We start from the raw sequence: 21,168 nt of genomic DNA on the forward strand, positions 1-21,168 counted from the left end.
TATCTGACGAAGAAAGTAAAGCTGCGCTGAATATTATCAATGCTTGGCGTGACCGTTTAGCAGATATCTCATGGTTTATGCGTTGTCTGAATGAGTTCATTGCACGTAAAGCCAATAAAGAAGATAACTGTACAGGCCGGTTCTGGGAAGGACGATTTAAATCCCAAGCATTATTAGATGAAGATGCATTGTTAACTTGCATGGCTTATGTCGATCTTAATCCTGTTCGAGCCAAAATGAATAATAGCGTTGAAGCGTCAGAATACACTTCTGCTTATGAGCGCATACATGGTGTTGCTTTTAAAGAGGAAAACAACAATGGGTCTTCTTTGGTCGGATTAAGTTTTAAGAAAAAGCCATTATTGGGTTTTATAGGCGATGAGCATGAAACTCAACAGCAGGGAATCCCCTTCTCACTGCTTGATTATATCGAGCTAGTCGATTGGAGCGGTCGTATTTTACGAGAAGATAAACGAGGAGCAATCGCCAGCCATCATCCTAAATTGCTCAATACACTTGGGCTTGACAGTGAAACTTGGTTATCACTTGCAAGTGGTTTTGGCAAAGACTACCAAGGGGCAGTCGGCTCGTTGGAAGAGTTAGCATTATTTGCAGCGCATACTGGTAAGCGTTGGATGGCCAGCAAAAACGAATTACGACGAAATATGCACTAGTTTCTTGGTTACTTCTTATTTTTAAAAAATGCCGTGAGAACGAAAGAATTCACTTGTTTAAAATACTAGAAAAACGGCTTTATGCCCTGCATTTTATACCCCTACAATATTTTTAGAACACTTTCTGATTTATATTTTATTACATGCACCGATTTTTTTATGATTATTTGGCTGTAAAAGTTTATGGATGTCTACTGCTTCTCTTGATAAATTGTATATTACTTTTGCTGCGTAAAGTATTTTGTCTGTGTGTCAAATACACTACAGATCACATTGAGCTTTCTTGATCTAAATCCTTTTTCTTACACAAAAAACAGATTCAACCTTAATTAAATTGACGCCATTTATGTAATACAATATCATTTTATGACGTGATAAGGAGCGAACAATATCACCGAAGATATTTATGCTAGTGATAGTGTGAAGAAGCTTTGATATCAGCTTGAACTAACATCTTAATTCAACTAATGGAGCGGCAATCTATCTTGTTTACAAAGTGAGCATTGATCCTTGCCGAATAATAATGAAATTTAGTCACAAAATTGTTACAGCTTCTTCTATTTTAATTTTAATCACGGTGAGTTTACTGTCAATAAAACAGGTCATGACTGTTCAGTCAGAGCTTGAAACCACAATTCGAAATAGTATTGACGATATTATGCAGAGTGTTAAAAATAATGTTGTTGCCGAAATGGAAGGCCGTATGGATGTTGCCCGCTATGTAACGGACATTGCTCAAAAAGACCTGTCTCCAGCAGCAATCAAAGCTGTACTAGAGCAACCTTCCCTCAAAAAACCATTTATCTTAAGCGGAGGAGGTTTAGAAATTGACGGTAAAGTTATTAGTGGTGATCCTAGCTGGAACCCAGGGCCTTCATGGGACGGTCGTAAGCGTCCTTGGTATATAGCAACAAAGAAAAGTAACGCACTTATTGTTACAAAGCCTTATACTGACTCAGTAACTAATGAAATGTTGATTTCTGTTAGTACGCCACTTAAAGATAAAGATAAATTTGTAGGTGCTTTATTTTTTGATGTCAGCCTTGTTGGGCTTGCTGATATCGTCAATAATGTTAAGTTATTCAATGCGGGCTATTTATTTGTAGTGGACAGCCACGGTACTACTATTGCGCATCCAGATGAGAAAAAAAATGGTAAAAATTTCTCCTCTTATCAACCAAATATTCAAATTAAAGAACAAGTTCAAACTATTATAATAAATGGTCAAGACTTTGTTTTTGATTTTATCAAAGTACCGAATCAAGATTGGTTTATTGGGATGTCTATTGATCGAAACATCGCTTTTGCTTCTGTTTCTAAAATGCGCTCTGAATCTATCATCTTTGCAGGTGTTGCTTTAATTATCAGTATTACTCTTTTATTACTGTTAATTACTAAATTGATGCGACCATTAAGCTCATTAAATGACGCAATACAAGATGTTGCATCAGGTAAAGGTGATTTAACTAAACGACTCAAAACCGACACTGACGAGGAGTTTGCATTACTTGCTTCTGGATTTAATCAGTTTACCGAAAATCTTCAAGGTCAAATTAAACAACTTAAGTCCATTGGTGGAGATATTTTAATTGGTGCTGAGGAGACGGCTCAAGGCTCAGAAGGGGCGACTAAAGCAATTCAAGATCAACTCCAAGAGCTAGAGCAGTTAGCGACAGCGATGCAGGAAATGGCAACGACGTCTGTTGATATGGCTGGTAATGCCCAAAGCGCTGCGGCGGCGGCTAAAGAAGCAGATGAGGCAACGCAGAAAGGTACTTTAGTTGTTAATAATACTACTGAATCTATAAATACACTTTCAGGATCTATCGATGAGGCTGTAGCTGAAATTAAGACATTAGAAAATGCGACTACTAGTATTGCGACGGTTTTGCAGGTTATTAATGAAATTGCAGATCAAACTAATTTATTAGCACTTAATGCCGCGATTGAAGCTGCTCGGGCAGGCGAACATGGTCGAGGGTTTGCTGTTGTTGCTGATGAAGTACGTACTCTTGCGCAAAGAACTCAAAAATCCACGATGGAAATACGTAATATGATTGAACAGCTTCAGGCTGGTACAAGTTCTGTTTCTAAAGCGATGTGGTTAAGTAAAGAAAGTGCAACAAGTACTGTAGATCAAGCACGGGAAGCAAGCAGTGCTCTACAACGCATCAGAAGTGCTATCTTATCTATTACTGATATGAATATGCAAATCGCTTCTGCAGCAGAAGAACAAAGTTTGGTGGCAGAAGAGATCAATGCAAATACGGTGAAAATAAAAGACTTTTCTGAGATAGTTTCTGAGGGGGCGAATTCAACTAATATTGCAATGCAGGCTCAAACTGGCAATGTACGTAAACAAGAAAGTATTCTAAATAATTTTATTGTATAAATACCTAAACTGAAAAAGTGTCTACTTACCTAAAGGCAGATACTTTGTAGTGTCGTATCCTGCGATAAGATAAGCTAGGTACTATTACAAGTCTGCGTCCGATATCATTATCTACACTTTGTTTAGATAATGATATTTGGCTATCACTGACGAGCAGTTTTGGAAATGTTATCGAAGTGCTGTTGGTTTATTGTGATTCATACCTGTTTTATTTAGTATATAAATCTGGCATTGTTGTTCCTAAGTTGGTTATTTGTATGTTTTCATTTTGCATCTTTCTGTGGATAAGAAGTGATTCGTAACTATGCTCCTGACTGTTTTTTCCATCCATTCAAACTATGTACTTATGATCTGAATTCAAGCCATGAAAACAAAAAATTTCAATCAATTATTAACAGACGTTCGTGCTTGCACCATTTGTGAACCCTTTTTGAAAGAGGGAGTTCGTCCTGTTTTGCAAGTTAATAAGCACGCAAAGATTCTTATTGCTGGGCAAGCGCCAGGTTCAAAAGTCCATGCTACAGGTATTCCGTTTGATGATCCGAGTGGAGACCGTTTGAGAGCATGGATGGGGATTGATAAAAACACCTTTTATAACTCACAAAAAATTGCAATATTACCCATGGCTTTTTGCTATCCAGGGAAAGGTAAATCTGGTGATTTACCGCCCCCACCAATATGTGCAGAGACTTGGCGACATAAGCTACTTGAAGCGATGCCAGACATTCAGCTCACACTTGTCATCGGGCAATATGCTTTGGCATGGCATTTAAAAAATAGAGAAAAAAATCTTACTGAGACAGTTAGAAACTGGGCGGCTTATGGAGATCAAGTTATGCCGCTTCCGCACCCAAGCCCGCGTAATAATATCTGGTTAAAGAAAAACCCATGGTTTGAAGCTGAGGTATTAACAGTGTTAAAAAGTAGGGTTGACAAAATACTGTTATCATAACTTTTTAGTTTTATTGTGCTAAAGGCATCAACATATAGTCGTTATAGTCCATCAATGCTGTGTCCATCTCTGTGTGAACTTGAGTCGTCGATTACATCACGATAAGAGCAGCACCCAGCCTGTAAACCGCTAGTAATTATCTCTAGAAAGCTACTTTCCATCTAATTTAATCAATTGCTTACTGAAAATAGAATAATTTATTGAATCTGTATTGAATGTCAATTACTGTGCCCGCTTATACCAATGACGATAAATAGCTGATCCATTTTACTGGCTAAAACAATGTATTTCTTCGTTATAAATTTAGTAATGGGAACAAGTTTTTACGTCAATTCATGCCTTGAATTACGTTGTTTTTCCTACGCGAAATCTAGATCACGTACTTAACGTAATTAGTATTGTTTAAATCCGTGGGCTGAAAATGAGTTGTTCTACAGCCACTTAAAGCAACAAGAAGAAACAGAGAAAAGACTAATGGAAAAAATAAATCGTTCGTTATTAATCAAAGCACATACGTTACTTGCCGCTTTTATCTTACCCGTGGCAATAATGTTTTTTGTAACAGGTGCACTTTATACTTGGGGTATAAAAGGTGGAACTGAGAAAACGACTCAGGAACTACATATTAAAGCGCCTATTCAAGGGGAACTGACAGAGCTTGTAGCATTGGCAAAAAATGAATTACAAAAACAAGGTGTGGGATTGCCATCAGGTAATGCCAAAATTAAAAAAATCGGCTCTTCTTTTCAGCTTGAATGGAGTGGTTCAACCGTTAATGTTGTTTTAGCGCCTACATTTCAGCCTTTAGTTGTTACATTAACCATAGAAAATGCTAGTTGGTATCGACAGCTTGTACAGCTCCACAAAGCAAAAGGTGGTATTCCTTTTAAAGTCTATGCGACTGCGTTTGCCATTGCTTTACTGTTACTCATTATCTCTGGTTTTTTGATGGCATTACAAATGCCAAAGTTACGTCAGCTAACACTCATTTCTGCTTTGCTTAGCATTGCATTATTTGTTGTCATGGTGATAAGCAGTTAAGTTTTTTATAAACAATATATTGATAACTTATTGCAAGCCTATCAACGTTCACTATTTGTCATAACAACGCCACCTTTTAGCTATTTCACTCTATAGATCTAAGGAAGGTGCAATCAGGCTGCCACGCTGAGTTTAATTGTCGGTAGCCTGAATCTTGGATAGCCGACAGTGAGTAGTCAAGTTCTTGAAAGTTCTGGATTTGAATTGCTGGCAATCCATAAACTTTGGTTGATGATTATTTACAAACTATCTTTTAAAGATGCATATTGTTGCACTTGGAGGTGGTTTGTTATCACTCAATCTCGTTAATCACCTATTCCCCTGTCTGATACGCCTCACTATTATTTTATTTCCTGATGTGTTCACCGGGTTTAATTGTGTGGTGAAAGTCGTTACCTTACATGTCCTGATCAGCTTCTACCTTAGTCAATCGTTGTTAGTGCTTGGTAGATATTTAATCAATTCGTTTCTTGTCTAATTTCACCTCTTAGTTGATGTAGGTCTTATCTTTGACATAAATATTACTCTTGTCATGTTTATGTCACAATTTTTTGCTTATATTGATTCTCCTAATTGGTATTACTTTTAGTCAAAACAGACATCTATGGAGAGAATAATGCAAATTTCAAATTGTAAGTCACTAATTGCAGTCGGTTTTACCTTATGTTTAACAGCACAATCAGTGAATGCTGAAACACTGCGCTTATTGACGTGGGGTGGTTATGCACCTAAAACCGTTGTTGATATGTTTAAAGCCGAAACTGGAATAGATGTTGAGGTGACTAAATCTAATAATGAAGACATGATTGCTAAGCTTTCAGCAACGCGTGGTGGTGGCTTTGATCTGGTTCAACCTAGCCAAGATAGAATCGCGAGTGCGCAAGCTGAGTTTAATATCTATAAACCGATTGATTTATCTAAGATAGAAAATAAGTTGTTTGTAACGAGTATGCTTGACTCAACATTAAAGTCATCAATGTATGACGGTAAACCTTATGGTGTACCGCACATCTGGGGCACTTCTGGTTTAATTGTAAACTCTGAAAAAGCAGCTGATGTGAAAGATTATGCAGACCTATGTAACGATGCTTATAAGGGCAAAGTGACTTACCGTTTAAAACGTCCTACTTTAATCGCATTTGCATTTTCTATGGGGCTAGACCCATTTGCAGCTTATAACGATCCTGTAGAGTATGAAAAGATCATGTTACAAGTGCAAGATAAGTTAATCAGCTGTAAAGGTAACGTTAAAGCCTATTGGTCTGGTGGTGATGCCATGAAAAACTTGATGCGTAGTGATGAAACTGTTGCAGCTATGGCTTGGGATGCAGGCGGTTGGCAATTACATGATGATAATAAAGCGATTAACTTTGTTGCTCCAACATCGGGTGCATTAGGTTGGATCGATGCATTTGTAATACCGCGTAAAAGCAAAAATGAAGCGGCCGCTTATAAATGGATAAACTTTGTTATGCAACCCAAAATAGCGGCGTTGATCACTGATTCTGCTGGTAATTTCACTGCTTCAAAAGGTGCTGATGAATTCGTTAATGCACCACTAAGAGCTAAGTATCAATCAAGCTTTGATACGGCGTCTGTTGACAACATTAAATGGTACCCACCTGTGCCTGCTGGTTTAGAAATAATTGAAGGCAAAGTATTAGATCGCGTTAAAGCGGCAAAATAGCATTCAGTATTTTAATTAGCCTTATTTAGGTGTAACTTTGGTTGCACCTAAATTTTTTATTTATTGTAAAACCCATTCAATCATTAATTAGGAATTCATTTGCTTAATCATACGGATTTTGATTTGCAATGCACTGATCTCGTTAGACAGTTTGATGATTTCACTGCCGTTGACCAAGTCTCATTTGCCATTAAAAAGGGCAGTTTCTTTTCTATTTTAGGCCCTTCAGGCTGCGGTAAAACTACTCTGCTACGTATGTTAGCAGGATTTGATGATCCAACATCGGGTGATATTTTTATCAAAGGTAAATCGATGATTGGCGTACCGCCCAATAAGCGGCCAGTTAATATGGTCTTCCAGCATTTAGCGCTTTTCCCGAATATGAATGTGTCAGAAAATATTGCCTATGGCTTACATCGTCAAGGCACTAATAAAGTTGAAATAAAGCACAAAGTAGAGCAAGTTTTAGCACGAGTTAACTTGAGCGGTAGCGGACAAAAGAAAATATCACAATTATCTGGTGGGCAGAAACAACGTATTGCGATTGCTCGATGTTTGGTGTTGAATCCAGATGTTTTATTGTTGGATGAACCGTTAGGCGCATTAGATTTGAAGTTGCGCGAACACATGAAAGTGGAACTGAAAAAGCTGCAACAAGAATTCGAGACCACCTTTGTTTATATTACTCACGACCAATCTGAAGCATTGGTAATGAGTGATCAGGTTGCGGTGATGAATCATGGCCAATTCCAACAAGTCGGTGATCCTCAACAATTATATTTTCAACCAGATAATGCCTTTGTAGCAGGCTTTGTTGGTGATAGTAATAAATGGTCGGCGACTGTGATTGATATTTTATCGGATTCATTACAAGTAAAAACAACAACGGGATTGATCCTATACGCACAAAAATCGAATGAGAAAGCCTTTATTATTGGTTCTGAAGTGGAAGTGTTTATACGTCCGGAGGCTATCCATATCTCACCGGTGTCGACAGCTAAAGCAGATCAAAACCAATTAACGGCCAAAGTGAATAATATTTTATTCGATGGTGCAAATAGCCAATTATTAGTTGAGGAGCAAACCTCTCGAGAAGAGATAAAGGTTAAATTACCTCAAACTGCGGAGTTCATACATTTAAAGAAAGGGGACAATTTACAGATCTCATTTCCTAAGCAGCAAGTTAACATTTTTCCTAAATTACAGGATAAATAATCAAGATGATGACGAAAGGGAAATCAAAAACACCACTTAAATTAGGCTTATTACTATTACTTTGCCCTCTTTTATTATGGTTAGTATTGTTAGTTATTTTACCGCAGCTGACCATGTTAAATATTTCGTTACAAGAACGTATCGCGCCACGCATTTACGAATATGGTTTTAGTAATTATATCGAATTTTTTACTGAGCCTCTTTATTGGAATACCTTCTTACGCACCGCTGTGATGTCGATCATCGCCACTGTATTAACGTTAATCATTGCTTTTCCAATCTCATATTACATCGCAAAAATGTTACGAGGCCGAGCTAAAGGATTATTGTTGGTGCTTTGTTTGATCCCATTTTGGGTCAGTGAGTTAGTGCGAACTTATGGTTGGATGATTTTGTTACGTGAAAGTGGCGTAGTCAGCTCCTTCTTACAATATATAGGTATGACAGAAGGACCTATTGAATTCCTTTATACCGATGCCACTATTATGTTGGGGTTAGTTTATAGCAGCATGCTATTTATGGTTGTGCCGTTAACATCTACTTTAGAAAGTCTCGATGATAGTTATATTGAAGCGGGATATGACTTAGGGGGCAATGGTTTGTCTGTGTTTTGGCAAATCATTGTGCCGCATGCCAAACCTGCGATTGTATCCGGCTGTATTGTGGTATTTATGTTGACCTTGGGTAACTATTTAACGCCTATCTTACTGGGTGGTAAATCCAGCCTATGGTTTACGGAGCAGATATTTACACAATTTATCACTCGTTTTAACTGGCAACAAGGCTCGGCATTTGGTGTTTTACTATTAAGTATTTCTTCTTTAATTGTGTGGCTGGGGTTAAAGCTTAGTCGTCAATCATTCAGTAAAGTAATGTCTTAGGAGACGCAATATGATCCCATCGATTCCTCAGTCAGCACTCTTTAAATCTAGTTTTAGGCTCTATGCTTTTATATTCTTTGCTTTTTTGATGGCTCCTTTAGTGGTTGTTGCTGTATTTGCATTCAATGACAGTATGTTTCCCTCTTTGCCTTGGCATGGTTTTACCTGGGATTGGTTTTTCTCCGATCAAGAGCCTATGTTGGGGTTATTTCATGATCCTCAGTTATATCAATCAATCGCAACGAGCTTCCTCGTTGCAACTTGCACCACGGTTTTGGCTGTGGCGTTAGCCATCAATAATGCTTTTTTGTTTGAGCGGGCAACATTTCGCGGAAAAAGTGTTTTATATATGTTGATGTTATTACCTTTGGTAATACCAGGGGTTATTTTAGGCGTCTCAATTTTAATTATGAGTTCAAGTATTGCTAATTATTTTGACGATGTCTGGGCTATCGATATTGAGTTATTAAGGCCAGGTTTGGCATTGGTCGTGATTGGCCAATTTGCTTTTATTACGACGATTTGTACTTTAATTGTTGCTGCAAGATTGCGTAGCTTTGATTTAAGCTTAGAGGAAGCTGCTTTGAACTTGGGAGCAAGTAAGTTACAAGCGATACGTACTATTACTATTCCGTATTTATTACCTGCAATTATTGGTGCTGCCGTGATCAGTTTTTTAATGTCTTTCGAAAACTTCAATACTACCTTGATGTTAGTTGGCTCGGACAGTCCTTTAACCATTACGCTTTATGACCGCTTACGAGAGGGGGCGACACCGGTTATTAATGTTGTGTCATTATTGTTAATGCTAGCAAGTGTGGTATTGGCTTTAGGTAATTACTTTTTAACAGGAAGGAAAAGTACTGTTAAGTAAATAAAGCAGGATGTTGCTTACGTGTAAGGTTGTAAGCAGTGAGGGCAGTCGTTGGTCGCTATATCGAAACAGGCCTTAGAAGTTCTTTCTTGGTGTTATATGCCTTCTCTGCTTGTTAGAGCCACTTCTATATTCTTAGCTGTGGTTATGCGTTATCGGGGGGTAGTGACTTTCTTCATCTGAAAAAGTGATCAAATAACATTACACTCGATTTTTTATATCATAGTCTAATAAAATAATGGCTCATAATATTACATTAGTGTTTCATTAGTACAGGCCTGGTATATTTATAAAACAATTTCTCTACGACAGTCATTTACTTCCACACCTAAAAAAGATCCTAATAATTCAGCATCTTGTAGTAATTGTTGTTGATCATTGTGATTCAAAATATTAATTCTTCGTCCATGTTCAGTTAATAAATTCAGCTCATAACAGGCGTAGTTTAATGCATGTTTACGTTGAATAACTTTATTGTTTATTTGCAAAGAGATAATGTTTTTGAGTTTAACGTCCCGGTCTTTATGGTTATTAAACACTCCTGTTTTTCGATCAAAACTAACTCGGCTTAGAAATGGTTGAATTAATGAGATGCCGAAAGTGCATATTGCAATACCAAATCCCCCCAGAAATATGGCAAAGTCATATTTACTTAAAACCATTAACTGGTAAGTTGCAAGGCTCATTAAAAATATCCCCACAACAATATAAATGACACAAAATAACATAGCAGTGATAGTCGGGCGTAAAAATGCAATATCACCCATTACGACTGCTTTATGTGATAAAAACTTAGGGCCATCACGAAGTAATGTGCGGGTTAAATCAATGGTTACAGTTTCTGTTTCGTTATCATTCTCGTTCATATACCTTCCTTGTATATCATGTGCCATCGTCATTATTGAAAGAAATAAAGTGCACTTGGTAATATTTGTTATGTACAAAATACATACAAGACAAGTAATAAGTATCCTATACAAAAAAACTCACCGAAGTGAGTTTTTTATTCAATATGCTTAACAAAAACGGCTAATTAACTGTTTTATGCTAACGATTCTACAAAGATAAGTCAGTGCAGTTATTTTGTATCGTAAGTTTTTATCTCGCCAGATTTAATACGAGCAATAAATGAATGTAATTCTTTTTTCACGATTGGCATTAAGAAGTATAAACCAATGATATTGAAGATAGACATTGCAAATAAAGCCGCATCAGAGAAGTCAATAACAGCACCAAACTGAATGGTCGCACCAAGAACTACAAATAAACAGAAAAGAACCTTGAAAATAAACTCCGTTGATTTACCTTCTCCAAATAGGTAAGTCCATGCTTTTAAGCCGTAATATGACCAAGAAATCATTGTTGAGAAAGCGAACATAATAACAGCTAACGCTAATAGGTATTTGAAAATACCTGCCGTCTCTGTAAATGATGCTGCTGTTAATGTTACGCCTGTTAAACCGTTGCCGTCAAAAGGTGCAACGTTTAATCCTGCAATGATGATAACTAATGCCGTCATTGTACAAATAACAACGGTATCAATGAATGGTTCTAATAAAGAAACAAGACCTTCAGTGACTGGCTCTTTAGTTTTAACTGCGGAGTGAGCAATCGCTGCCGAACCGACCCCTGCTTCATTAGAGAAGGTCGCACGTTTTAGACCTTGAATCAATGCTCCAATGAAACCACCAACAACACCTGCACCAGTGAAAGCACCTTCAACGATAGAGGCAAAAGCAGGACCTACTTGATCAATATTTGAAACAATAACAATCAGTGCCATGCCTACATATAAAGCCGCCATCCATGGAACAATTCGCTCTGTTACCGATGCAATTGAAGGCATACCACCTACAATAACTGAAAATACTAATGAAGCCAGTACAATACCAGTAATGACACCATATTCACTTGGTACATCAAAGGCATACGTTAACATTGCATGTGCTTGATTCGCTTGGAACATGTTACCTGCTCCTAACGTTGCCAAAATACACATTAATGCAAAACCAATCGCTAATATTTTACCTAAACCACCGAGGCCTTTTTCACTTAGCCCTTGGCTTAAGTAATACATTGGACCACCAGATACCACGCCCGATGGTAAAATAGTTCTGTATTTCACACCTAAAGTACATTCACAAAATTTAGACGCCATGCCCAGAAGGCCACATAAGATCATCCAGAAAGTTGCGCCAGGGCCACCAATTGCAAGTGCCACACCTACGCCGGCAATATTACCAAGACCAACAGTACCTGAAAGTGCTGTCGTTAATGCTTGGAAGTGAGAAACTTCACCTTCTTCTTTAGAATTAGGATCTGTATATTTGCCTTTTATAATATTTATCGCTAGTCCAACGCGTTTAAATTGTACAAAGCCAAAATAAATAGTGAAGATTAAGGCTGCGACTAATAACCAACCAACGATTAACGGAAAGCTTGCTTCACCAATAGGAACACTTTTAAAGATTAAACTTACAAACCAACCTGTGTAATCACTAAAAAAGCCATCAACAGACTTACTTAGAGAATCAACTGCTTGTCCAAACTCACTCATTTCTTCAGCCAAAGCGGTAGTGCTAAAGGCTAATAGAAAGAGGGGCATAAATTTTCTTGTTTTTATCATGTTTATTTCCTTATACATGTTTATTTCCTTATATAAAATTGCAGTGATATTAGTTGTTTAAAGTCAAAGCGTATTCAGCATAAATAGTGTAAATGATTTAAGCCAGTGTTATTGACTATTTTCATTAATTTTTAAGGATTAAAAATTATATTCAACCAATATAGATGTTAAATTTAGGTTAAAAGTCTGTTTTTATTATTGTGTGAAGCAGAACGGCCTGAATTTAAACTATTGTGAAGTTGAACTGGATCCCTCCTATTTTACCATCAATACCCAATGGTCGTTTAAGGTCGTTGCGCTAACCCTATTAAATATGCCGTGATCTTGCAGCTAGTTGTTTTTACGTTGGTTATTAATGTAAAACATGTTTAATTAAAAGTATAAGCCTGATCTCGAACTCATCTACCACTGTTTCTCAGCTAACAACCTGCTACTATTTTAACCTTTATGATACAGCTATTAGTTGTTAACGGTTTAACAACTTAATAACATTTTTTATTGTATTACATTGATATCTATTGATTATTTCCAGAGTATTTTCACTATTGTTTGCTATTTATTAAAAGCGAATTAAAATAGCGCCGGATTTAAACCACTTTCATTTCTCCTAGTGTTGGTCTGGTTCTGAGTAACAGCAATCACAGAATTATCCAGCCTTCACAAATAGATGCCCATTCAGCGCATCTTGTCGGGATCAAGAAATACTCACTACCGTTTAAATATTTTATTTGTTAGATAAATTAACCTCAAATGATGCATTCAAAAATTATATCAATCGCTATTGGTGTTTTTTTTTGCTATTACTATTGCTATTTTAAGTGCAATAGATGAGGTGATTGACTATACAAAAATAGTTAAAAGGTAAATATACCAAGGATATAGACACCATGCTTGAACAGCATAGTAAGACTAAAACACAACGAAATTCTGATCTTATATATCGTTTAGATGATCGACCGCCACTGCCTGAAACGCTTTTTGCAGCGACTCAACACTTGTTAGCTATGTTTGTTGCAGTGATCACACCCTCTTTAATTATATGCCAAGCATTAGGTTTACCTGCCAGTGATACTAATACTATTGTTAGCATGTCATTGTTTGCTTCCGGCATTGCTTCTTTTATTCAAATACGTACCTTTGGTCCGATAGGCTCTGGTTTATTGTCAATTCAAGGTACTAGTTTTAATTTTTTAGGTCCGATCATTGGTGCTGGTTTAGCCCTTAAAGCAGGCGGTGCGGATATTAGTACTATGATGGCCGCTATTTTCGGTACCATTCTATTTGCCTCATTAACCGAAGTATTTATCTCCCGTGTGCTACAACATACACAACGTATTATTACACCGCTTGTGTCAGGTATTGTTGTTACGTTAATTGGTCTGACATTGATCCAAATTGGTTTAACCTCAATGGGAGGTGGTTATGCAGCGATTGAAGATGGTAGTTTCGGTAGCCTTGATAATTTAATGCTGGCGGGGACCGTATTAGGTTTTATTGTGTTGTTGAATCGCGTAAAACATCCTTATTTACGAGTTTCATCGATCGTTATTGCAATGATAGCTGGTACGGTATTAGCTTGGTTTATGGGAATGTTAAATGCAGCGGACACACCTGATACAGCTTTAATTGCCGTTCCGTCGGTTATGCAATATGGCTTAGGATTTGATTGGGGGTTATTAATTCCATTGGTGATTGTATTTGCGGTGACGTCATTAGAAGCGATCGGCGATATTACAGCTACTTCTGAAACATCTGAACAACCGGTTGCTGGGCCACTTTATTTAAAACGTCTTAAAGGTGGTGTGTTAGCAGATGGTGTAAACTCAGCTATTGCTTCCTTATTAAATAGTTTCCCTAATTCTACCTTTAGCCAAAATAACGGAATTATTCAGTTAACGGGAGTTGCTAGTCGCTACATCGGTTATTTTGTGGCGGGTATGTTGGTATTACTGGGGTTATTTCCTGGTGTTGCAAACTTAGTACAATTAATTCCTGAACCAGTATTAGGCGGCGCGACGGTGGTGATGTTTGGTACCATTGCAGCTTCGGGGATTCGTATTATTTCTCGTTGTGAGCTGGATCGACGTGCTATTTTGATCATGGCACTATCATTCTCAATGGGATTAGGGATTGGCCAAAACCCTGAAATTCTTCAGTTCATGCCGGACTGGGTGAAAAGTGTTTTATCTTCTGGTATGGCTGCAGGTGGTATTACAGCTATTTTCTTAAACTTAGTCTTACCTGAAGAACCAAAGCAAAAAAATGATTAGAACAATTTTTTAACTTGCTTTCGATAACCGTATTGCTAAGCCATCCACAGCAATACGGTTTCATTTTTTGTCATCTATTCCATAGTACGCATACTCCACACTATACCTCTTTTCGCTATATCTATTTTAAACGATAGCTATTCCAATTAAGAGATTTCCACTTGATAATCATTCATTCAACTCCACAGCCATTCAACTCAACAACCATTTAACCCTTCAAGGGCAAACATTAAATGATAATTTATGAACTGCTGTTATGCGTCTATTAGTTGTCGCCTTATTCACTTAGCAAATGGTTGAACACGATTAATGTCAGGCTTTAAGTGATAAAGTGATTTTATTTGCCGATTTTATCTATAAATTTGTTTGATTTTTGAACATTTTATTGTAAATAGTAGAGTGAAAATAATTTGTTATTTGCTTTGATTTTTTATTGAGTTTGAATGATATGTAGGTACAATCGCGCCGATTGTGATCTACGTTAAAGATTGCAATATAAACAAAATAAAGACTTGTTTTTTAATAATAGTTCTTAAACGCTTAAGCTAAAAATTTAAGATGATGTTAACTGCCATTATGGCTAAATATTTGGAATATTGAATGTGACTGGGTGCCAACCTCTTTTACAACTCTCTGGGGTCAGTAAAACGTATGCCGATAATACGGTTTTAGATGCGTTAGACCTTACAATTTACGACGGTGAGTTTCTTACCTTATTAGGTCCATCAGGCTGTGGTAAAACGACAGTGTTACGCATTATTGCTGGTTTTGAAAAAGAAGACCAAGGGCAAGTGATGCTTGATGAAAAAGATATCTCTATTCTTAAGGCTGAACATCGCCCTGTGAATACCGTGTTCCAAAGTTATGCTTTATTTCCTCATATGACAGTGTATGACAATATCGCGTTTGGTTTGATCATGCATAAAGTACCTAAAGCTGACATTAATGAGCGTGTACTTGAAGCATTACGTATGGTGCGTTTAGAAAGTTTCGCTCAGCGTAAACCACATCAATTATCCGGTGGGCAACAACAACGTGTCGCGATTGCGCGCGCTGTGGTTAATCGTCCACGTTTATTATTATTAGATGAGTCGTTGAGTGCACTTGATTACAAATTACGTCAAGAAATGCAAATTGAGTTAAAGCGCTTACAACGTCAACTTAATATCACTTTTGTTTATGTCACGCACGACCAAGAAGAAGCATTATCGATGTCAGATCGCATCGTTGTATTGAACAAAGGTAAGGTTCAGCAAATCGGCACACCGCGTGAAATTTACGAAACGCCAGTGAACCTTTTTGTTGCTCGATTTATTGGTGAAATTAACCAATTTGACGGGCATGTTGTGCGTCGCATTGATGATAAACATGTTGAAGTGGTTGCGGAAGGCGCTGATTGGGTTGTTAAAACAGATTATCCTTTTGCAGCAAACGACAAAGTACATGTATTACTGCGCCCTGAAGATGTGCGTTTAACTAAACCTGAATTAGCCGCTAATACCGTTCATATAGAAGGGCATATACACGAGTGTAACTATAAAGGTAAAACGTTAGATTCTTACATTCGTTTATCTACTGGAACTAAAGTGATTGCGAGTGAGTTTTTTGATGAAGACGACCCTGATTTTGACTACCGTTTAGGGCAAAAAGTCGCATTACAATGGATAACTGGTTGGGAAGTGGTATTGCCATATGAACAAACAATTTAATCAGTTTCGTTTTTGGGCTATTGGCCTAGCAACAAGCTGGCTAGCACTGTTCGTTTTAGTACCAAGTTTGATGGTATTGGTGACTAGCTTTTTAACCCGTGATGCTGATTTTTTAATACAGTATAAATTTAGTTTAGAAGGTTGGAAGAGTGTTTTCGATCCAACCTTTATATCGCTGTTGTGGGATTCACTTTCGATGTCAATGATCACGGCTGTGATCTGTCTGGCGATTGCTTACCCGTTTGTGATGTGTTTAATGGGATTACCGCAACGCTGGCGTGGCATTGTATTGTTTTTGTTAATTGTACCATTTTGGACTAATTCATTGGTGCGTATTTATGCCATCCAATTTTTGTTAGGTAAAAAAGGCTTAATCAATGAAACACTGCAGTTTGTTGGTTTAATTGATAAACCTTTGGACATGTTATATAGCCAATTTGCGGTTATTTTTGGACTCAGTTATATCTTGCTACCTTTTATGATTTTGCCTATCTATTCCTCTATGGAACGATTGGACTTTAAATTATTAGATGCTGCTAAAGACCTCGGCGCTAGTGCAAGCCAACGTTTAATGCGTATTACTTTACCATTAACACTGCCAGGTATTATTGCTGGGTGTTTAATGGTGGTATTACCGGCGATGGGCATGTTTTTTGTGGCGGATTTATTGGGCGGTTCAAAGCATGCGTTATTGGGCAATGTCATCAAAAACCAGTTTATCCAAACTCGTGATTGGCCATTTGGTGCCGCGTTGAGTATTTTAATGATTTTATTATTATCCTTTATGCTTTGGCTTTACTACCGAGCGACAAAAATGTCGAATCGCGAAGGGGGCATCAATGATTCGAATTTTTAGACTAGGGTTTATTGGATTAGTACTTTGCTATGTTTACACACCTATTTTTATTTTAGTGGTTAACTCTTTCAACGAGTCTCGCTACGGTAATAAATGGAGTGGTTTTACCTATAAATGGTACGAGAAGTTATTTGAAAATGATTCGTTAATGGAAGCGGGTTGGCACACCTTACAAGTGGGCTTAACAAGTGCAACAGCAGCAACAGTGATTGGCACTTTAGCGGCCGTCGCATTACAACGTTACCGTTTTTATGGTAAAGGAGCGGTCTCTTCGTTGGTGTTTGTAAGTATGTTAACACCGGACATTGTAATGGCGATTGCTTTACTTATTTTATTTGTTACTTTGGGTATTGAGCTCGGCTATATTTCGCTTTTAATTGCACACATTACTTTCTGTTTGCCTTTTGTAATAATTAGTGTTTTTTCACGTTTGAAAGGCATGGATATGTCGGTCACCGAAGCTGCACGAGATTTGGGTGCTAACGAATGGCAAGTATTTAGTAAAATTATCCTACCAATGATATTACCTGCGGTAGCATCGGGTTGGTTATTAAGTTTCACGTTATCCATAGATGATGTGATTGTGAGTTCCTTTGTAACGGGGCCAGGCTATGAAATATTACCACTTAAAATATATTCCATGGTCCGTGTTGGTGTGTCGCCAGAGGTTAATGCTATCTCTACTTTACTCTTTGTTGGGTCAGTAGTCTTAATTGTAATATCGCAGCTATTGCTACGTAAAAAAGGAAATTTATAATGAAAAAATGGTTAACAGTGACCGCCGCAATGATGCTTAGTTTTTCAGCAATTGCAGAAGAAAAAGTCGTATTGTATAACTGGGCTGATTACATTCCAGATAAAGTACTTAAATCATTTACTAAAGAAACAGGTATTAAAGTGGAAGTTGCTACTTTTGATAGCAATGAAACTATGTTCGCAAAATTACAATTAGTGAATGGTAAAGGTTATGATCTTGCAGTACCCACGACCTTTTTTATCGAACGTTTAAAGCGAGCTGATCTTATACAGCCGATTGATAAATCTAAATTAAAAAATCTGGCTAACTTAGACCCAAATTTATTGGATCAAGCTTACGACCCAGGTAATAAGTACAGTATTCCGTATCTATGGGGCAGTACCGCTATTGCGGTCAATACCGATGAGATGGATTCATCATCAATTACATCGTGGAAGGACCTTTGGAAACCAGAGTTTAAAGACCAAATTCTGTTGTTAGATGATGTTCGTGATATATTTTTAATGGCATTAAAAGTGAAAGGCTTTGAGAACAATACCACTAATGAAGATGAAATTCGTCAAGCTTATGAAGCGTTGGTTGAGTTATTACCGAACGTAAAATTATTCTTGTCTGATTCGCCAAAGGGGCCGCTTATTCAAGGTAATGTACCGATGGGAGTGATGTGGAATGGTGAAGCTTACATGGCTCAACTTGAATTAGGTACGGTTGATTACATTTATCCAAAAGAAGGTGTTACTTTGTGGGTAGATAGTCTTGTTATCTCTAAAGGCGCAGAAAACGTAGATAATGCACATAAGCTGATCGACTATATATTACGCCCTGAAATTGGCAAAATAATTCTTGAAGGTGTAGGTAATTCAACGCCTAACTTAGGTACTATCTCTTTGTTAAGTGATGAAATGCGTAATAACCCAATGGTTGTACCGCCTGCTGATGTAATTAAAAATGGTTCGTACCATAGTGACTTAGGCGAAGCGAATGCCATCTATGAGAAATACTGGCAAATGCTAAAACAAACTAAATCATAAACGTTGTACATCTTATAAATACTTTAAACCGCTCAGTGAGCGGTTTTTTTATACCTTAATATTGTGATACCAACTCTGCTAACTAACTGATCAATCTTAGTGGTTAAAAGGAACTATTTTCACGTTAAAATTTTTATAAAATAGAACAATCACTTACGGCAACTTTTGCCTTAAACTAACTTCTGTTTCCAGCGTAATATTTGATCCGTAAATTAACGGTATTATTACCCCATTAAAGGATCTAACCCACTTATTGCATTGCTGTCTTTAGTCTTTTCCCCCCGTATTTAACCTTCCTCTCATCTTTTTTAATTAAGTGACTGAATAGCAAAATTGCTAACAGGCTATCAAATTTGTACCTTCTTATGCGCTATGGTCATTACTAGATATTAGATAAAACTGCAGTTATTAAAGGTAGTTAACTTGCTAGATGTTAAGCTATTCAGTTTCAAAAAAATCTGTAATTAAGTGCGTAAAGGAGGTGTTTTATGGCTTTTATTCAATCATTCGGTGCAGCAGAAACAGTCACTGGTTCATGTCATCTGTTGCAGCTTGAAAATGGCCCAAATATATTAATTGATTGCGGTTATTTTCAAGGAGAAGGTGAAGAGAAGACCTATGAGCCTTTCGATTTTGATCCTAAAAGCGTCAATATTGTTTTAGTTACTCATGCTCATTTAGATCATGTAGGCCGCATCCCTAAATTAGTTAAAGAAGGCTTTGATGGCAAGATTGTAGCTTCTCGTGCGACCATGGATTTAGCAGAAGTGGTGTTAATGGATAGCGCTAAAATTGCCGAAGAAGATTACAAAGTCGCTTATAAAAAAGCAAAACGGTCGGGTAATGAAAAAAAAATTCGCTCCCCTATCTATACTATTGATGATGCTAGAGCAGTATTTGATTTAACCATTCAATATGCACAACATGATAAAAGCATTCAACTGACTGCGAATGTGAAGGTGACGTTTCGCCAAGCTGGGCACATTCTCGGTTCAAGCACAGTGCAAATTGATTTCGAAGAGGCAGGGAAAACGAAGTCGGTGGTTTTTTCTGGCGACTTAGGCGGCCGTAAAGATCTAATCATGCCAGCACCTACGGTTATCAAACAAACCAATGCGTTATTTATTGAGTCAACTTATGGTGACCGTAATCATTGTGGTTTAAAAGAGACGGTAGATGAGTTTAAGGAGATTGTGATCAATACCTTAAAAAATAAAGGCAATATTTTGATCCCATCATTTGCTATCGAACGCTCGCAAGAAATTTTATTATTATTAAAACAAATGTATTACGACAAAGAGTTACCACAATGCCAAGTATTTTTGGATTCTCCAATGGCGATGCGCGCCACGCAAATTTATACTGCTCATCATCATGATTTGAATGAGTCAGCCAAACAGTTACTTGAACGTGATGGCAGTATATTTGATTTCCCCTATTTACAATATGCGTTAAAAAGCAATGAATCGATACTCATTAATAAAATAGAAAGTGGTTGTATCATTATCGCTGGCAGTGGCATGTGCACGGGAGGACGAATATTACATCATTTAAAACATCGTTTATGGGATGAGACAAATAGTGTCATATTTGTTGGGTATCAAGTGCAGGGTACATTGGGAAGAAAGTTGATCGATGGTGCTGATTCGGTTCAGCTTTACCATGAAAATATTAAAGTAAATGCACAAATACATAAAGTGAATGGATTCTCTGCACATGCCGACCAACATGACCTTTTAGCATGGATCAGTGAATTTGAAAAAATCGATCATGTATTTTTAATACATGGTGAACCAGATAAACAAAGTATTTTTAAACAAGCGATAGAAGAACAACTGCAAATACCAACACATATTGTGCGCTATGCAGAGAAGATTAATATTTGATCTCAACGTTAGCTTTATTCGTGGAGTTGTTTTATATCAATTATTTAGTGCTATTTTTGCAAGTTTGGTACAGCTTGTCGCTGTACCACTTATTATTTTTTTATATTAATTTAAGCTAGTCTTATGTAAACCCTTCTTACGCCTCATTTTTATTGGATGATGTCTATAAAGCATTCTTTAAAAGAAGAAATATGCTTTTGAAACTATTTTTTGTGATCTATGTCCTTCACGTGTATGCTTCGCACCTCTAATTTGGTGATAGTAAAAACAAGGGCTCTGTCTGTTGTTATTATTTTATAATGCCAAAAAAAACAACT

16 protein-coding genes are annotated in these 21,168 nt (G+C 37.2%); 14 read left to right on the plus strand and 2 right to left on the minus strand.

Features of this window, described 5'->3' with window-relative positions; genetic code table 11:
• The 8 genes from H5084_RS12010 to H5084_RS12045 form a co-directional block, all read left to right on the plus strand.
• On the plus strand, window positions 1-674 hold a 674-nt coding region (locus H5084_RS12010; protein WP_409077637.1), incomplete at its 5' end, for a transposase.
• Between the two features lie 523 nt (window positions 675-1,197).
• On the plus strand, window positions 1,198-3,066 hold the full coding sequence (locus H5084_RS12015; RefSeq protein WP_182690619.1) for a methyl-accepting chemotaxis protein: 1,869 nt from the start codon (window positions 1,198-1,200) through the stop codon (window positions 3,064-3,066).
• A 364-nt stretch (window positions 3,067-3,430) separates the two neighbouring features.
• Window positions 3,431-4,018 (plus strand): uracil-DNA glycosylase family protein, encoded by a 588-nt coding sequence (locus H5084_RS12020; RefSeq protein WP_182690620.1) that lies wholly within the window; start codon window positions 3,431-3,433, stop codon window positions 4,016-4,018.
• 474 nt (window positions 4,019-4,492) lie between these two features.
• Window positions 4,493-5,059: a PepSY domain-containing protein gene (locus H5084_RS12025; RefSeq protein WP_182690621.1), complete on the plus strand. Its 567-nt coding sequence runs from the start codon at window positions 4,493-4,495 to the stop codon at window positions 5,057-5,059.
• 616 nt (window positions 5,060-5,675) lie between these two features.
• Complete coding sequence (locus H5084_RS12030; protein ID WP_182690622.1) at window positions 5,676-6,746, plus strand: extracellular solute-binding protein; 1,071 nt, start codon at window positions 5,676-5,678, stop codon at window positions 6,744-6,746.
• 99 nt (window positions 6,747-6,845) lie between these two features.
• Window positions 6,846-7,961 carry an ABC transporter ATP-binding protein gene (locus H5084_RS12035; RefSeq protein WP_182690623.1) on the plus strand — a complete coding sequence of 372 codons (1,116 nt, stop codon included), beginning with the start codon at window positions 6,846-6,848 and terminating at the stop codon, window positions 7,959-7,961.
• Window positions 7,962-7,966: 5 nt separating this feature from the next.
• Window positions 7,967-8,842 carry an ABC transporter permease gene (locus H5084_RS12040; RefSeq protein ID WP_245600448.1) on the plus strand — a complete coding sequence of 292 codons (876 nt, stop codon included), beginning with the start codon at window positions 7,967-7,969 and terminating at the stop codon, window positions 8,840-8,842.
• A 10-nt stretch (window positions 8,843-8,852) separates the two neighbouring features.
• A complete protein-coding gene (locus tag H5084_RS12045; RefSeq protein WP_028869874.1) occupies window positions 8,853-9,716 on the plus strand; it encodes an ABC transporter permease in 864 nt (287 codons plus the stop codon).
• A 287-nt stretch (window positions 9,717-10,003) separates the two neighbouring features.
• Here H5084_RS12045 and H5084_RS12050 read toward each other — a convergent pair whose 3' ends face one another.
• Window positions 10,004-10,582: a hypothetical protein gene (locus H5084_RS12050; RefSeq protein WP_182690624.1), complete on the minus strand. Its 579-nt coding sequence runs from the start codon at window positions 10,580-10,582 to the stop codon at window positions 10,004-10,006.
• A 212-nt stretch (window positions 10,583-10,794) separates the two neighbouring features.
• Complete coding sequence (locus H5084_RS12055; protein ID WP_182690625.1) at window positions 10,795-12,342, minus strand: sodium:alanine symporter family protein; 1,548 nt, start codon at window positions 12,340-12,342, stop codon at window positions 10,795-10,797.
• 887 nt (window positions 12,343-13,229) lie between these two features.
• Here H5084_RS12055 and H5084_RS12060 point away from each other — a divergent pair.
• The 6 genes from H5084_RS12060 (at window position 13,230) to H5084_RS12085 (ending at window position 20,851) form a co-directional block, all read left to right on the plus strand.
• Complete coding sequence (locus tag H5084_RS12060; RefSeq protein WP_182690626.1) at window positions 13,230-14,612, plus strand: uracil-xanthine permease family protein; 1,383 nt, start codon at window positions 13,230-13,232, stop codon at window positions 14,610-14,612.
• 602 nt (window positions 14,613-15,214) lie between these two features.
• On the plus strand, window positions 15,215-16,321 hold the full coding sequence (gene potA, locus H5084_RS12065) for a spermidine/putrescine ABC transporter ATP-binding protein PotA (protein ID WP_156916152.1): 1,107 nt from the start codon (window positions 15,215-15,217) through the stop codon (window positions 16,319-16,321).
• On the plus strand, window positions 16,305-17,177 hold the full coding sequence (gene potB / locus H5084_RS12070) for a spermidine/putrescine ABC transporter permease PotB (RefSeq protein ID WP_182690627.1): 873 nt from the start codon (window positions 16,305-16,307) through the stop codon (window positions 17,175-17,177). The genes potA and potB overlap by 17 nt, the downstream gene beginning before the upstream one ends.
• A complete protein-coding gene (potC, locus tag H5084_RS12075; RefSeq protein ID WP_028869880.1) occupies window positions 17,161-17,934 on the plus strand; it encodes a spermidine/putrescine ABC transporter permease PotC in 774 nt (257 codons plus the stop codon). The genes potB and potC overlap by 17 nt, the downstream gene beginning before the upstream one ends.
• On the plus strand, window positions 17,934-18,965 hold the full coding sequence (locus tag H5084_RS12080) for a PotD/PotF family extracellular solute-binding protein (protein ID WP_028869881.1): 1,032 nt from the start codon (window positions 17,934-17,936) through the stop codon (window positions 18,963-18,965). The genes potC and H5084_RS12080 overlap by 1 nt, the downstream gene beginning before the upstream one ends.
• Window positions 18,966-19,453: 488 nt before the next feature.
• Window positions 19,454-20,851 carry an MBL fold metallo-hydrolase RNA specificity domain-containing protein gene (locus H5084_RS12085; protein WP_028869882.1) on the plus strand — a complete coding sequence of 466 codons (1,398 nt, stop codon included), beginning with the start codon at window positions 19,454-19,456 and terminating at the stop codon, window positions 20,849-20,851.
• Window positions 20,852-21,168 lie beyond the last annotated feature (317 nt).

The sequence above is a fragment of the Psychromonas sp. SR45-3 genome (assembly GCF_014163575.1).
GTDB lineage: Bacteria > Pseudomonadota > Gammaproteobacteria > Enterobacterales > Psychromonadaceae > Psychromonas > Psychromonas arctica.